At 45.3% G+C, this 13,912-nt stretch carries 13 protein-coding genes; 6 read left to right on the forward strand and 7 right to left on the reverse strand.

Translation table 11 applies throughout. The annotated features are described in order from the left end of the window. Positions 1–6: 6 nt before the first annotated feature. Positions 7–852: an NADPH-dependent 7-cyano-7-deazaguanine reductase QueF gene (gene queF, locus L3V37_RS18480; RefSeq protein WP_237306740.1), complete on the reverse strand. Its 846-nt coding sequence runs from the start codon at positions 850–852 to the stop codon at positions 7–9. A gap of 108 nt (positions 853–960) precedes the next feature. Here queF and syd point away from each other — a divergent pair, with 108 nt between their 5' ends. After that, positions 961–1,506 carry a SecY-interacting protein gene (gene syd / locus L3V37_RS18485; RefSeq protein ID WP_025768899.1) on the forward strand — a complete coding sequence of 182 codons (546 nt, stop codon included), beginning with the start codon at positions 961–963 and terminating at the stop codon, positions 1,504–1,506. Positions 1,507–1,508: 2 nt separating this feature from the next. Beyond that, positions 1,509–2,285 carry a Zn-ribbon-containing protein gene (locus tag L3V37_RS18490; protein WP_005383605.1) on the forward strand — a complete coding sequence of 259 codons (777 nt, stop codon included), beginning with the start codon at positions 1,509–1,511 and terminating at the stop codon, positions 2,283–2,285. Positions 2,286–2,396: 111 nt separating this feature from the next. Here the strand turns inward: L3V37_RS18490 and L3V37_RS18495 are convergent, their stop codons facing one another. From L3V37_RS18495 to metN, 3 genes are read right to left on the reverse strand one after another with little or no spacing between them, the layout of a single operon-like run. Next, positions 2,397–3,206, reverse strand: a complete 810-nt coding sequence (locus L3V37_RS18495; RefSeq protein WP_005381966.1) for a MetQ/NlpA family lipoprotein — start codon at positions 3,204–3,206, stop codon at positions 2,397–2,399. Positions 3,207–3,238: 32 nt separating this feature from the next. Next, the gene (locus L3V37_RS18500; RefSeq protein ID WP_005383604.1) at positions 3,239–3,916 is read right to left on the reverse strand and encodes a methionine ABC transporter permease; all 678 of its coding nucleotides are present in this window, start codon (positions 3,914–3,916) and stop codon (positions 3,239–3,241) included. Beyond that, entirely contained in the window at positions 3,906–4,940 is a 1,035-nt protein-coding gene (gene metN / locus L3V37_RS18505) for a methionine ABC transporter ATP-binding protein MetN (protein ID WP_053306522.1), read from the reverse strand. The genes L3V37_RS18500 and metN overlap by 11 nt, the downstream gene beginning before the upstream one ends. Before the next feature lie 341 nt (positions 4,941–5,281). Here metN and gmhB point away from each other — a divergent pair, with 341 nt between their 5' ends. From gmhB to treC, 4 genes are all read left to right on the forward strand, one after another. Beyond that, positions 5,282–5,833 carry a D-glycero-beta-D-manno-heptose 1,7-bisphosphate 7-phosphatase gene (gmhB, locus tag L3V37_RS18510; protein ID WP_005381961.1) on the forward strand — a complete coding sequence of 184 codons (552 nt, stop codon included), beginning with the start codon at positions 5,282–5,284 and terminating at the stop codon, positions 5,831–5,833. A gap of 74 nt (positions 5,834–5,907) precedes the next feature. Next, positions 5,908–6,855, forward strand: a complete 948-nt coding sequence (gene treR / locus L3V37_RS18515) for a trehalose operon repressor TreR (protein ID WP_005381960.1) — start codon at positions 5,908–5,910, stop codon at positions 6,853–6,855. 176 nt (positions 6,856–7,031) lie between these two features. Beyond that, complete coding sequence (gene treB, locus L3V37_RS18520; RefSeq protein ID WP_005381959.1) at positions 7,032–8,456, forward strand: PTS trehalose transporter subunit IIBC; 1,425 nt, start codon at positions 7,032–7,034, stop codon at positions 8,454–8,456. Between the two features lie 87 nt (positions 8,457–8,543). Next, positions 8,544–10,229: an alpha,alpha-phosphotrehalase gene (treC, locus tag L3V37_RS18525; RefSeq protein WP_086046562.1), complete on the forward strand. Its 1,686-nt coding sequence runs from the start codon at positions 8,544–8,546 to the stop codon at positions 10,227–10,229. 99 nt (positions 10,230–10,328) lie between these two features. Here treC and L3V37_RS18530 read toward each other — a convergent pair whose 3' ends face one another. The 3 genes from L3V37_RS18530 to L3V37_RS18540 form a co-directional block, all read right to left on the reverse strand. Then, the gene (locus L3V37_RS18530; RefSeq protein ID WP_237306741.1) at positions 10,329–11,228 is read right to left on the reverse strand and encodes a hypothetical protein; all 900 of its coding nucleotides are present in this window, start codon (positions 11,226–11,228) and stop codon (positions 10,329–10,331) included. 131 nt (positions 11,229–11,359) lie between these two features. Next, positions 11,360–12,880, reverse strand: a complete 1,521-nt coding sequence (locus tag L3V37_RS18535; protein ID WP_237306742.1) for a winged helix-turn-helix domain-containing protein — start codon at positions 12,878–12,880, stop codon at positions 11,360–11,362. A 90-nt stretch (positions 12,881–12,970) separates the two neighbouring features. Next, complete coding sequence (locus L3V37_RS18540; protein ID WP_017635671.1) at positions 12,971–13,573, reverse strand: YitT family protein; 603 nt, start codon at positions 13,571–13,573, stop codon at positions 12,971–12,973. Between the last annotated feature and the right edge of the window lie 339 nt (positions 13,574–13,912).

Consider the following 13,912-nt stretch of genomic DNA (forward strand, 5'->3'; position numbering starts at 1 on the left):
ATGCGCTTACTGACGAGCCATACGGTGATTGTGAGCTGGCTTATCTTGTTCCGTTGAGCGGTAAGGGTTGATATCCAAGCCTCCACGGCGCGTATAGCGGGCAAATACGGTCAGTTTGCTTGGTTGGCAGTATTTCATTAGATCCGTAAAAATACGCTCTACACACTGTTCGTGGAACTCATTGTGCTCGCGGAAAGACACTAAGTAACGTAACAGCTTCTCACGATCTATTTTTGCGCCTTGGTAGCGAATTTCTACACTGCCCCAGTCTGGTTGGTTAGTGATCAAACAGTTTGATTTCAATAGGTGGCTATGTAGCACCTCTTCAACTTGTATTTCACCTGCCGCACCTTCAAGCAAATCGGCATCAAAATCGTAACTGGTGATGTCAATGTCTTGGTCATCTATACATTCACCGTCCATTGTCACGATAGGTTGATTGGTATAGTGGGTCACTGGATTCACCTCAACCAGCACCTTTTCACCTGCGCATTCAGAAAGGTCTTGTGTTAAACGCTCAGTCACTTCTTCCCAGCTTGCAAAGCGGGTTTGGTTATAGCTGTTTAAGTACAGTTTGAAAGACTTCGATTCAATCAAGTTTGCGCTGGTGGCTGGAATGTATACTTCGCCAACGGCCACTTGTGGTAAACCTTTACTATTTAACCAAGACAGTTCGTACAGCGTCCAAATGTCGTGCCCCATGAAAGGCAGAGTATCGCCTAACTGGAGGTCATCTCGGTTCAGGCTGCGAGGGACTGGTTGCAGCAAGCTTGGGTCATACTGGTTCGCATACTCGGTCGTTTTACCTAGTGTTAGGCCAGCAAGCTCTTTAGAGTCAGAATATTTGCTCATACTTTGTGGTCGTTTTCGATTAGAATGGCGAGAATTTTACTGAATCCGCTGGTCAATTGCCATCCGGCAAGTACGGCTATCTGATAAATAAGGAATGAGGAGACCTTCATGACCCCAAACGTTACTCAGGCGCTACAAGAGTTCAGCCTGCGCTACCAACAAGCTTGGCAAGCTAAGCACAATGAGTTGCCAAGCAGTGAAGAGCTTGCAGAGCTTGTTTCTCCTTGTGTCGAAGAGAAGCGTGATGGAAAGGTGCTTTGGAAAGCGGTCGCACGTGATGAAATGGCCGATTTCACCAATGTGGAAAATGCGATTGAGTTGTCACTGCAAGATGATGTTAAAGCCTTTTATGGTTCTCAATACTGCGCTGATATGGAGGCAACTTGGCAAGGTAATTCGTTGACGCTGCTGCAAGTCTGGAGCGATGACGATTTCGTGCGTCTACAAGAAAATATTCTTGGTCATTTGGTGACGCAGCGCCGCTTGAAACTTAAACCAACAGTATTTATCGCAGCGACAGATGAGGAAATGGATGTGATTTCTATTTGTAACCTCACTGGCAATGTGATTCTAGAGCGTTTGGGCACCTCTAAACGTGATGTATTGGCAGATTCATTGGTTGAGTTCTTGAATAAGTTAGAGGCTGCCGTCTAAGTATGTATGTTGTTGAGTTGCAGTTTGAGTGTTTTGATAACACCACCGTCAGCGCGGTAGACAAAGCCATTAATGGCTTGATGGATGCTCTGCGTTACAACGGCCAAGTATTAGGTCGTGAATTTCCGATAGTGATGGGAGAAGGTGAATTTTTCGTTCGTGTTGTTTGCCCAGAACAAGACAGCTTGCATCCACGTTATCACTCAGATTTCGTCAAAGTGTGCATGAACCGTTTGTCGGATGCGTCTTTGCTTGCACCGAAAATGCGTATGCTGGGGCGTGATTTGAATTCAGAACAAGCAGCCGAAGAAGAGACACCTAGCTGGCAAGTGTTGTACACGACTTATGTTCATACGTGTTCGCCTTTGCGAAGTGGTGAAACCCTGTTGCCAATTCCTTTGTATCGTAATGAGCCAACACTTAATGGAGACCATAAAGCCGTCATTAAGTGGCAGACTGAGTGGCAAGCGTGTGATGAAATCCAAATGGCAGGGGGTTGCCGAGCGGAACATGCGGCGCTGCACGAAATTTGCGATGTGGATAGTGTGCTGTTTCGCCGAGGTTGGGACTTACGTGGCCGTATCGAATACATCACGAAGATCCCTACGTACTATTACCAGTATCGTGTCGGTGGTCAGTCGCTGGAGAGCGAGAAAGCGCGCAAGTGTCCAAAATGCGATGGCGAGTGGCTACTCGATGAGCCACTACATGACATATTTCATTTTAAGTGTGATGACTGCCGAATCGTGTCGAATATCTCTTGGGACCATCTTAAGTAGCGAATTGAAGCTACTTAAATGGGTAGATAGACAAATAGAAAGGGCTGATGTTTTCACATCAGCCCTTTTGTGTTTAGAACGTTGTTTTCAGTCATGTTTTGAAAAGTGGGATTACCAACCTTTCACAACACCGCCTTTGAACAGTTCTTTTGCCGCTTCGTAAACTTCTTCCGTTTGGTAAGCTTTTACGAAGTTTTGTACGTTTTGCGCATTAACATTTTCTTCGCGAGCGACAATTAGGTTTACGTATGGTGAGTCTTTATCTTCAACGAACACGCCGTCACGCTCTGGCGATAGGTCGATAGAGCTTGCGTAAGTGGTGTTGATGATAGATAGCGTTACGTCATCCAATGAACGCGGAAGCTGTGGAGCTTCTAGTTCAATGATTTCGATATTTTTAGGGTTGCCTACGATGTCACGTACTGTAGCGAGTAGACCAACGCCATCACGTAGCGTAATTAAACCTTGCTGCTCAAGAAGCAGTAGTGAGCGACCTAGGTTAGTTGGGTCGTTTGGTACTGCGATGCGTGCGCCATCTTGAATTTCATCAATTGATTTTACTTGCTTTGAGTAACCAGCAATAGGGTAAACGAATGAGTTACCCGCGATAGCCAGTTTGTAGCCGCGGTCTTTCACTTGTTGGTCTAGGTATGGTTTGTGCTGGAACGCATTCGCGTCTACTGAACCATCATCCAGAGCGGCGTTTGGTGTTACGTAATCGGTAAATGTTACTAGCTCAACATCTAGGTTGTATTTCTCTTTTGCTACTTTAGCGGCAACTTCGGCTACTTGTGCTTCAGCACCAGCAATAACGCCAACTTTTACTTTGTTTACGTCTACTTCTTTGTCGCCGCAACCCGCTAGAGCAAGAGCAGAGGCGGCCGTTGCTACAGTCAAAAGACCTTTAAGGCTAAATTTCATCTTTATCTCCTTATAATTTGTATTTTTGATGCTTATCTGTGGTCTACACGGCGCACCACTGCGTCACCGATAGACTGAATAATCTGTACTAGAACAATCAACATCACGACAGTCACGGCCATGATAGTTACATCGTAGCGGTGGAAACCGTAACGAATGGCTACGTCGCCTAGGCCGCCGCCGCCTACCGTACCCGCCATAGCTGAGTAGCTAACGAGAGTGACCAAGGTAATCGTTACTGAGTTAACAATAGTCGGCATTGCTTCAGGTAGTAGAACTTTTGTGATGATCTGTGTTGGTGTCGCCCCCATTGACTGCGCTGCTTCCACCAAGCCTGTCGGTACTTCTAATAAAGCACCTTCAATAAGACGAGCGACAAAAGGAATGGCGCCAATAGTCAGTGGGACGATTGCTGCGGTTGTGCCGATAAAGGTTCCAACTAGCATTTTTGTCACTGGAATAATCGCAACCATCAGTACGAGGAATGGCACTGAGCGACCAATGTTAACGATAGCGCCTAAGCCGCTATTTAGTTTGGTGTTTTCAAGTAGGCCGCCTTTCTTAGTAATATGGAGGATTACGCCTAATGGAATACCCACAGCAAAGCCGACTAATCCGGCAACCGCAACCATGTAAAGCGTTTCCCACGTTGCACCTAAAAGTAGTTTGCTGTTTAAACTCAGCCATTCAGAAATCGTATTAAAGGACATAACCAAGTACCTCTACTTTTACGTTGTGCTTACGCAGGTATTCAAGAGCTGCGTTGTCATCTTCTTCGTTACCAAATAGCTCTGCGACCATCATGCCGAATTTCACGCCACCAGCGTAATCAAGGTCGGAACTCAAAATACTCACATCAATATTGTATTTACGAGAAATTTGCGACATTAACGGTGCATCGACGGTTGCGCCAGTAAACTCTAAGCGAACCAACGGGTAGCTGCCATCAACACGCTCTGCTTGCAGACGAGCTTGGTAATCTTCAGGAATGGAAAGATCCAGCGTTGAGCGAATGAATTGGTGCGCTAGCTCTGTCTTAGGGTGCGCAAAAATATCGCCAACGGTGCCTTTTTCCACCAGCTCACCACCACCGATGATTGCTACTTCGTGACAGATACTTTTTACGACTTCCATTTCGTGAGTGATAAGTAAAATCGTGATGTTGAGTTTGCGGTTGATCTCTTTCAATAACTCAAGGATAGATTGAGTCGTTGCCGGGTCTAGCGCACTAGTGGCCTCATCACAAAGCAGCACGCTAGGATCGGATGCCAATGCACGAGCAATTGCCACACGCTGTTTTTGTCCGCCACTTAAGTTAGATGGGTAGCTCTCGTGTTTGTCGGCTAAGCCTACAAGCTTTAGCAACTCAGTTACTTTTGCTGTGATTTGCGATTTGTCTTTACCTGCCAGTTCTAGTGGCAGTGCTACATTATCAAACACAGTACGAGACGAAAGCAGGTTAAAATGCTGGAAGATCATGCCAATGTTACGGCGTGTTTCGACTAGTTGTTTTTTGCTGAGTTTGGTTAGATCCACACCATCAACGATGATGGAACCAGAGGTCGGCGCTTCTAACATGTTGACACAGCGGATCAGCGTACTTTTACCAGCACCTGATGAACCGATAACACCAAAGATAGTGCCTTTGTCGATGTGTAGGTTAATGTCTTTCAGGGCAAGGATTTCCTTACTGCCTTGGTAGAACACTTTATTGACGTTTTTTATTTCTATCATGTTTCAACCTGCCCAAAGATACGGGGAACTTCGCTGTCAAAAACGGCCTTTGACAGAACTTAATGTTGAGCTTTATCTCAATTTTCAGTTGATGCTATGGGTTAAGCAGAATGAAGTCAATAGATATTTTTACGTCTAGACGTCTAAATGTATGGATGTTCTGTTTTGAAACGAAGATGTATAGATAACAAGCAGGAGGTAGACGGCGGGGCACCCTCAGATTTACCGATTCTTGCCCAACAAATCAACCGTTTTGTCGAGGCCTAGAATGAATTAGATAGTGTTGAAGTTTATAAGGTATGTAATAATCTGATTAAACCGAGTTAATAGAGAAATACGTTTTGGCAAAACCTGCTGTTTTTATCGATCGTGATGGCGTGATAAACGTTGACCACGGCTACGTTCATGACGAACATGATTTTGAGTACATTGATGGTGTATTTGAAGCGACGAAAGCGCTAAAAGATAAAGGCTACCTTCTAGTGTTAGTGACGAATCAATCGGGCATCGCACGCGGTAAATTCAGTGAAGACCGTTTCTTGTCTCTGACTCAATGGATGGATTGGAACTTTGCTGATAATGGTGTTGAGTTCGATGGTATCTATTACTGTCCACATCATCCAGAACATGGCATTGGCGAGTACAAGCAAGATTGTGAGTGCCGTAAGCCAAAACCAGGCATGTTCATTTCTGCGCGTGACTTCTTGAAGATCGACATGGAGAAATCTGTGATGATCGGCGATAAAGCTGAAGACATGATGGCAGCAGAAGCGGCAGGCGTTGGCACTAAGATTTTGGTTCGCACTGGTAAGCCAGTAACGGAACAGGGCGAAGCCATTGCAACGGTAGTATTAGATAGCATTGCAGATGTGCCTGCGTACTTAAACAAGTAATCTTCATTACTGACTGAGATAAGGGAAGCCACTGCTTCCCTTTTGTTTGATTCCTTCTTTTAATCTGAACACTTATGAGCAAAAAACTCACCATTCTTGATATCGCAAAATTGGCAGGCGTGGGCAAATCGACAGTAAGCCGTGTGCTTACTAACGATCCAAAAGTGAAACCCCAAACGCGAGAGAAGGTTGAGCAAATCATTCGTGAATCTGGTTATGTGCCGTCCAAATCTGCGCAATCAATGCGTGGCGGCAGCCAAAAAGTTATTGGGGTTATCATCTCCCGTTTAGATTCACCATCAGAAAATCGCGCCGTTGGTACAATGCTCAATGCTTTGTATTCCGCTGGTTATGATGCGGTGATCATGGAGAGCCAATTCGATCGCGATAAAACCAATGAACATTTGGATGTGCTTAAACGTCGCAACGTCGATGGGGTGATCGTGTTTGGCTTTACTGGATGTGATGAGCGAGCATTGGCGGAGTGGGGGAATCGTATCGTCGTGATCGCGATGGACACGCAAATGGTTTCCTCGATCAACTACGATAACCAAGGTGTGATAGACATGGCTTTGTCTCACCTTGAGCAGCAATCTTTATCTCGCATTGCTTATATTGGTGTTGATCCTGAAGACAAAACCACTGGCTTAGCTCGTCTAAATGCTTATAAAGCTTGGTGTCAACGCAAGCAAATTGCACCTTGTTTCCAAACGGGTAAGTTGAGCCATGAAAGTGCTTATCAGTTGGTAGACAAAGTCCTTCAATCTGACACTCAGGCCATCGTGTGCGCCAGTGACACTATCGCGTTGGGCGTGATTAAGCGTCTTCAAGAGTTAGGACGTGAAGACGTGGTTGTGACAGGTGTTGGTGGTAATGAATTGCTCTCTTTCCTTTTTCCTAAAGTGTTTAGTGTCGACCCAGGTTATACCCTTGCAGGTGAGAAGTCCGCTAACATGCTGATCAATCAATTAAATGGCGATGAGGAAGTGGTTCACTTTACTCAACAGCCTATCGTTTGTTAATCCACACTAAAACGATCTGCTCTAAAATTATACTGTGATCATTCTCAATTAATGGGACTGTTCCCATTTTGTTTTTTGTCTTCGAATGGCAATATTAAAATTAAGAAATGGGAATGTTCCCATTTATAAAAACAAAATGATGAATCGAATGTATCCAATACAGGGTGGACAAAATTATGAGTAAGATTGCGCGTAAAGACGTGGAGCGTCTTATTGAGCTGGTCGGGGGGCCGGACAATATTGCCAGTGTAAGTCACTGTTTAACTCGCTTGCGTTTTGTTCTAAATGATACGGACAAAGCAGATACGAAACAGTTAGAAGCATTACCGATGGTGAAGGGCTGTTTTACCAACGCAGGCCAGTTCCAAGTGGTTATCGGTACTGAAGTGGATGAAGTTTACAAGGTACTGATCGGACTGACGGGTAAAAGTGAAGCCAGCAAAGACGAAGCGAAGAACGCTGCTCGTCAAAACATGAATATCGTTGAGCGTGGTATTTCCCACCTTGCAGAAATCTTTGTACCACTGCTACCAGCGATCATCACCGGTGGTCTGATCCTTGGTTTCCGTAACGTTATTGGCGACATCAAGATGTTTGATGGTCAAACGCTAACGGAAATCAGCCAGTTTTGGGCAACGGTACACTCTTTCTTATGGCTGATTGGTGAGGCGATCTTCTTCTTCCTACCGGTTGGCGTGTGTTGGTCGACAGTGAAAAAGCTCGGCGGTACTCCGATTCTGGGTATCACGCTTGGTGTAACATTGGTTTCGCCACAGTTGATGAACGCCTACCTGATTGGTAAGCAAGTACCCGAAGTGTGGGACTTTGGCTTATTTGCCATCGAGAAAGTGGGCTATCAGGCGCAAGTGATTCCAGCAATGCTTGCTGGTATGGCTCTGGCGTTTATTGAAACCAACTTAAAACGCATCATTCCGTCTTACCTTTACCTAGTGGTCGTGCCGTTTGTCTCAATCATTGTGTCTGTGATTCTTGCGCACTCTATCATTGGTCCATTCGGTCGTATGTTGGGTGACGGCGTGGCATTCGCAGCAAAAGCAGCCATGACGGGTGACTTCGCAATGATTGGCTCAACCATCTTCGGCTTCCTATACGCGCCATTGGTCATTACTGGTATTCACCACACCACCAACGCGGTTGACCTTCAATTAATGCAAGAGCTAGGCGGCACGCCAATTTGGCCTCTGATTGCGCTTTCAAATATTGCTCAAGCGTCTGCGGTCGTCGGCATCATTATCATCAGTAAAAAACACGGCGAGCGTGATATCTCAGTGCCTGCGGCTATCTCTGCTTACCTTGGCGTGACTGAACCGGCGATGTACGGCATCAACTTGAAATACAAGTTCCCAATGTTGAGCGCGATGATCGGTAGTGCGTGTGCTGCTGCTATTTGTGGTAGTGCGGGCGTAATGGCGAACGGTATCGGTGTGGGCGGTTTGCCGGGCATCTTGTCTATCCAACCGCAGTTCTGGGGCATTTTTGCTTTGGCTATGTTAGTCGCAATGCTGGTACCTGCTGCATTAACGTTAATTCTTTATAAGCGTGCACAAGCCAAAGGTGAGCTTGAGCCTGCAAACGCGTAATTCTATTTGAGGCAGTGACTTGGCTGCCTCCTCCTATTTTTCTTTTCAAATTTTAAGTTTCCGATTACTGGTAAGTGAGTGTTAGAAATGGCTATGACCAAGCATGATGAGAGCTGGTGGAAAACCGCAACCATCTATCAAATTTACCCAAAAAGCTTTTGTGACAGTGGCAGTAAAGGCACGGGCGACATCAAAGGGATCATTTCTAAGCTGGATTATCTTAAGCATCTTGGTGTGGATGCGATTTGGCTGACGCCGGTTTACCAATCGCCAATGATCGACAACGGTTATGACATCTCCGATTACTACTCGATCAATCCACAGTTCGGCACTATGGAAGATTTCGATACTTTGCTAGCAGAAGCGCATCAGTTGGGCATTCGTATCATCATGGACATTGTAGTGAACCACACGTCGACAGAACACAAGTGGTTCCAATCCGCACTGGGTGATAAAAACAGCCCATACCGTGATTACTACATCTGGAAAGATCCGGTAGATGGTGCTGAACCAAACAACTGGCAATCAAAGTTTGGTGGCAACGCTTGGGCGCTGGATGAAAAAACAGGCCAGTACTATTTGCACCTTTTTGCTAAAGAGCAAGCGGACTTAAACTGGGAAAACCCAGTAGTGCGTGAAGAAGTGAAAGAAGTCATCAGCTTCTGGGCAGAAAAAGGAGTGGATGGTTTCCGTCTCGACGTTATCAACCTGATTTCCAAGCAGCAAGATTTTCCAAGTGACGATATTGGTGATGGTCGTCGTTTCTACACGGATGGTCCACGTGTGCACGAATACCTTCAAGAGATTAGCGAATCTGTGTTTCAAAAATACGGCAGCGTGACGGTGGGTGAAATGTCTTCCACCACGCTAGAGCACTGCCAGCAATATTCTTCGCTAGACGGCAAAGAGCTATCCATGGTGTTCAACTTCCATCATCTGAAAGTCGATTATCCAAATGGTGAAAAATGGACCAAAGCGCCGTTTGATTTCATTCAGTTAAAACAGATCTTCAATCATTGGCAAACCGGCTTAAATGGCAAAGGGTGGGGGGCGTTGTTCTGGTGTAACCACGACCAGCCACGCGTTGTCAGCCGATTAGGTAACGAAGAGCAATACCGTGTTGAATCTGCCAAGATGCTTGCGGCATCAGTGCACATGATGCAAGGCACACCTTATGTTTACCAGGGGGAAGAGATCGGCATGACCAACCCGGGTTATACCGAAATCAGCCAATATCGTGATGTTGAAAGTACTAACATGTACGACATCATGGTCAACCGTGATGGTGTATCTCATGACGATATGATGGCGATCTTGGCACAGAAGTCGCGTGATAACTCACGTACACCAATGCAATGGAACAGTGCAAAACACGCGGGCTTTACTGAGGGCACGCCTTGGCTTGAAGTGGCGAAGAATTACACTGAAATCAATGCTGAAGCTGCGGTTGCCGATTTAAACTCGGTGTTCTACTTTTACAAGCGTCTGATTGAACTGCGTAAACAGGTTCCAGTGATCACCGATGGTCGTTACGAGGACCTGCTGCCAGAGCACAAACGTATTTTCGCTTACGCTCGTCAGAACGATAAGCAAACGCTGCTGTGTATCAATAACTACTATGCTGAAGAGGTGGAATGCGTTCTGCCAGAACGTTTTGATATGAGTAAAGCGAAAAACTTGCTATCTAACTATCAAAACTCAGCGAGCGCAGTCGCGTCAAACCATCAAGTGTTACGACCTTACGAAACTCGTATTTTATTGATAGAAGAATAAACTCGGGTGTCATCACCCCTAAGATTGATATTCGAGATGAAGGCTTTGGTGTGCTCCCCAAAGCCTTCTTTTATTGAGATATCTCTAAAAAATGCGAGCTTATTTTGTTTCAATCGCTGTTAGCTGCACTTTCTCTTCGTTGATTTGTACTTGTTGTACTTTCAGCAGTTCAATTTTTTCAATCAGACCTAAGCTCGGATTAAACCAACGTTCTGCCGAAGTGGCGAACTCCATTGAGTCCATATCATCACAGTTTAGGTTGTAGATGTTCTCTTCCATCAGGTATGCCGCTTCAATTTTCTTGCCTGAGATCGAGAACGCTTTACGCACACCAGTCTCTCGGATTTGCTGTTGCCAAACCACTTGGCAAGATGCTGTCATAGGAAGGTTTTGTACCCACTCATGATCTTCAAAACGGTCTAGAAGGTTGTGAACTGCGTAGCCTGTAAGAGTGGTTTGCAGAGACATAGTTTCTTCACCGATGTCAATATTCGGGCTTTTCTCTTTTACGTCGTCACCGTTTAGGCGGAAAATCGGACTGCTGTGCATAAGCATGGCAATAAACTGATGACCAATGAAATAAGCGTCAGTGATTTCATGGAGTGCACCATCTGATCCTACAAAGTAAAGCGTATTGCTCTCTTCGTCGTCGTTGTACTGCTCGTCTGAATAGTAGAACTGTTCGGCGCCGTAGTTCACCAAGTCATTAACCAACTGGACCATTGCCTCGCTGTTTGGGATTTGTGCCAATGCTGCCAATATTTGCTCGCGATCCATCGCTTGGAAGCTCAGTTTCATGTCGCCTTCTGGTTGGCCATCCAAGCTAAATGCGTAGTTTAGCTGTGTGCTTGGCGTGGGAGCGAAGATTGAGTTGTGAATCGAGACGTCGAAACTTTCTTGAGGCACTTTGTTTGGATTCGCACTGCCAGAAGACGAACCTCCGCCACAGCCGTAAAGAGCCAGAGTTGCTGCTGCGATAAGCGTCATTTTGTTTAGCATGGTTTACATTCCTGATTGATAAGGCCGCTTCATGTTGGGCCGTTGCTTGAATGCGAGCATGCTAAGTTCAGCGAGAGAAAAAGGGCAAAAAACAAAAGCTAACAGGGGTTAACGAAAGCTTAATTTTATATTTAGGTCTTTGTTTTATTGGTGGTTATTTCGTTGGCCACATTAGTGCAATACTCGTTAATGAGCGCTTTCCATCGGCTTATGATTTCTTGATCGGTCACACTAACATGCAACGTTTTCCACGGTTGGAGGCAAGTCTCTTTTGATTCAGATTGAGAAAGACGCTCAAACAAGGTTTCGGAAGGTAAAACGCGCAGCAGCGCCACCAGTGATTCCATGTAGTTGAGACGGAACTGTTCAAGTTTGTTCTGCTTATAAGCAATGTGAGACACAAAGGTATAAATCAGTGCGTTTTGGATACGTGAGTCGCCATCTGGTGTCGTTAACAGAGCTTTTGCCCTGTCTAAGTTACCTAATTTGAAATGCAATAGACCTAACCAGAGGCTCAGCTCATCTGGCAAAACATCAAACGACGATTGTACTTGAGTTAAATACGCTTCCAGCTTTTGATGTTCGTGCTCGTATAAGGCGAGATGTCTTGCCGTTGTTATAGCCGCAAACTCATCAGATTGTCTGAGAGGTTGGCTAGAAAAGGCATTCTCGAATAACATTTTTTTGTGAATATTCGAAAGCTGCCACGAACTTGCCGAAGGTGCAGGCAGATTGAAGTATTGCGCGACATCCGAATGCATTTGGAAAATATCCGATTGTAAGTCAGATAAACGCAGTGTGTACTCATTGCGAAACGCCAACTTGCCCGTCGCAGGATAAATAAGGTTCATCTGCGCTTTCAAGATGCCCTGTTTTGTGCCGTCTTTTAACTCGATATTGAGCTCGTAGTCGCTGGTCTGCATGTTTCGTGCGCCAGGGAAATATGGCGTATGACCGATAGGATCAAGAAAGTAACTGGGAGCATCTTGGTTGGCGATGTCGGTGTATGGATATTCGACCTGTTGTTGCAGCAAGATGGCTTTGACCAGTATGCGGTATTTTCGCGCCTGAGAGCCGATTGAATCGACACGGTTGAGTAGTAGCTCGACTTTGGGAATCAGTAGTTGATGACGCGTTTGTTGTGTTGAGATTTCTTGGCGTTGCCATAACAAGCTTGCGAGCGTCATGCTACATACCGCAAGTATGGCACATAAGCTGTAAGCGAAAATCAGCTTGAAGTTCTTATTACTCGCCACCTGGGTTGAGATAACGCGCCGATGGTTTTTCGCTGGTGGCACTAAACGAATATTGGCAGGGTTAAGAAAGTAGCCTTTGCGGGGGTAAGTGACTAAAAGCTTAGCGGCATCGTATTCGGGTAAGTACTGCTGTAGCAGTGCACGTAAGGTGCTAATGCGGTTCGTGAGCACATTCTTAGAGATGAACTTGCTCTGCCAAATGGTTTCAATAATGGTGTCAGCAGAGAGTGGGTGGCCAACGCTTGTTAACAGCAGTTCTAATAATTCAATGGTGCGAGGTTCAAGATCAATCGCGATAGCATCTTGATGAAGGGTCTGTGTCTTCGGGTAATAGATCAGCTCTCCAATCGCAATACAACTGTGAGTCTGTTTAGCTTGTTGCAGAAAGTCGCGCATACCGTACCGATCTATTTGGAAATCGCGAAGTATTATATAGCGATTGGAGCGCGAAATCTTATAAATCGCGCTTCAATCATTATCAAAAATTTATGAACCGTAGGTCACGGAATAGCGGTGCGGTTTGTGGTTCATCGCTAACACGAGATTGAGTGCAAACGCCCCCAAAATTGAAAGGCCAATCACTTCTGGTGTGACAAAGAAGAATGAAGCAAACAGGATACATGCATCGATTGCCATTTGGCTTTTGCCAACTGAAATGCCAAATTTGTCTTGGATAAACAAACACAGCACGTTAAAGCCACCCAAGCTGGAGCGATGTCGGAATAGGATCAGCATACCGAGCCCCATTAAAAGTCCGCCTGCGACGGCGCAATAAACTTCATTTACCGATTCGAGCGAGATTAGCAAATAAAGATGATCGGCAAAGATAGAAACCAACGCGCCAGAAATGGCACTATTAATGGCGAAATGACGGCCGAAGCGTTTCCATGCTAGTAAGTAAAAAGGACTGTTTGCTAAAAAGTACAGCACACCAAAGGTAAAAGGTGTAAATTGGCTAATAAGCAGAGCCAATCCAGTCGTGCCTCCCGTTAGAAGGTTCGCGGATTGGAGAAAGAAAACGCCTTGAGCTACTAAAAAGGTACCCGTGAGAATCGCTATCCAGTCTTCTTTTAATGAGTGTTTTTCCATCAATGTTGCAGTCATTAGTGATAAATAAGGCGTGCATAGTAGTAAAAAGATGATCTTTTCGGTAGCTAGAGGGTAAAATTTACGGTAAACCTATGTAATTGCTGTTTTACAGGGTGTAAAGCACAAATTTGACAGGCAATAGATTGTCGTTATGCGATTGCAATGCTGGCATGATAAACATTGCTTGTCATCATGAAAAAACTGCATGAGAAAAATTGTAAATTTCTCTTTATGACCTAAATCAAATTATGTAGAATGCGCGCCATTAGGGTGACGAAAACGTTTGCGTCGGGTCATTCAACAGTTTTTTTGCAACTTTCAGTACTAATCTGAGTCAGG

It is taken from the genome of Vibrio sp. D54 (genome assembly GCF_021728075.1).
GTDB classification, from domain to species: domain Bacteria; phylum Pseudomonadota; class Gammaproteobacteria; order Enterobacterales; family Vibrionaceae; genus Vibrio; species Vibrio alginolyticus.

Coding starts and splice junctions, on each gene's coding strand:
- queF (WP_237306740.1), bottom strand. CDS start 852: ATGAGCAAATATTCTGACTCTAAAGAGCTTGCTGGCCTAACACTAGGT.
- syd (WP_025768899.1), top strand. CDS start 961: ATGACCCCAAACGTTACTCAGGCGCTACAAGAGTTCAGCCTGCGCTAC.
- L3V37_RS18490 (WP_005383605.1), top strand. CDS start 1,509: ATGTATGTTGTTGAGTTGCAGTTTGAGTGTTTTGATAACACCACCGTC.
- L3V37_RS18495 (WP_005381966.1), bottom strand. CDS start 3,206: ATGAAATTTAGCCTTAAAGGTCTTTTGACTGTAGCAACGGCCGCCTCT.
- L3V37_RS18500 (WP_005383604.1), bottom strand. CDS start 3,916: ATGTCCTTTAATACGATTTCTGAATGGCTGAGTTTAAACAGCAAACTA.
- metN (WP_053306522.1), bottom strand. CDS start 4,940: ATGATAGAAATAAAAAACGTCAATAAAGTGTTCTACCAAGGCAGTAAG.
- treR (WP_005381960.1), top strand. CDS start 5,908: ATGAGCAAAAAACTCACCATTCTTGATATCGCAAAATTGGCAGGCGTG.
- treB (WP_005381959.1), top strand. CDS start 7,032: ATGAGTAAGATTGCGCGTAAAGACGTGGAGCGTCTTATTGAGCTGGTC.
- treC (WP_086046562.1), top strand. CDS start 8,544: ATGGCTATGACCAAGCATGATGAGAGCTGGTGGAAAACCGCAACCATC.
- L3V37_RS18530 (WP_237306741.1), bottom strand. CDS start 11,228: ATGCTAAACAAAATGACGCTTATCGCAGCAGCAACTCTGGCTCTTTAC.
- L3V37_RS18535 (WP_237306742.1), bottom strand. CDS start 12,880: ATGCGCGACTTTCTGCAACAAGCTAAACAGACTCACAGTTGTATTGCG.
- L3V37_RS18540 (WP_017635671.1), bottom strand. CDS start 13,573: ATGGAAAAACACTCATTAAAAGAAGACTGGATAGCGATTCTCACGGGT.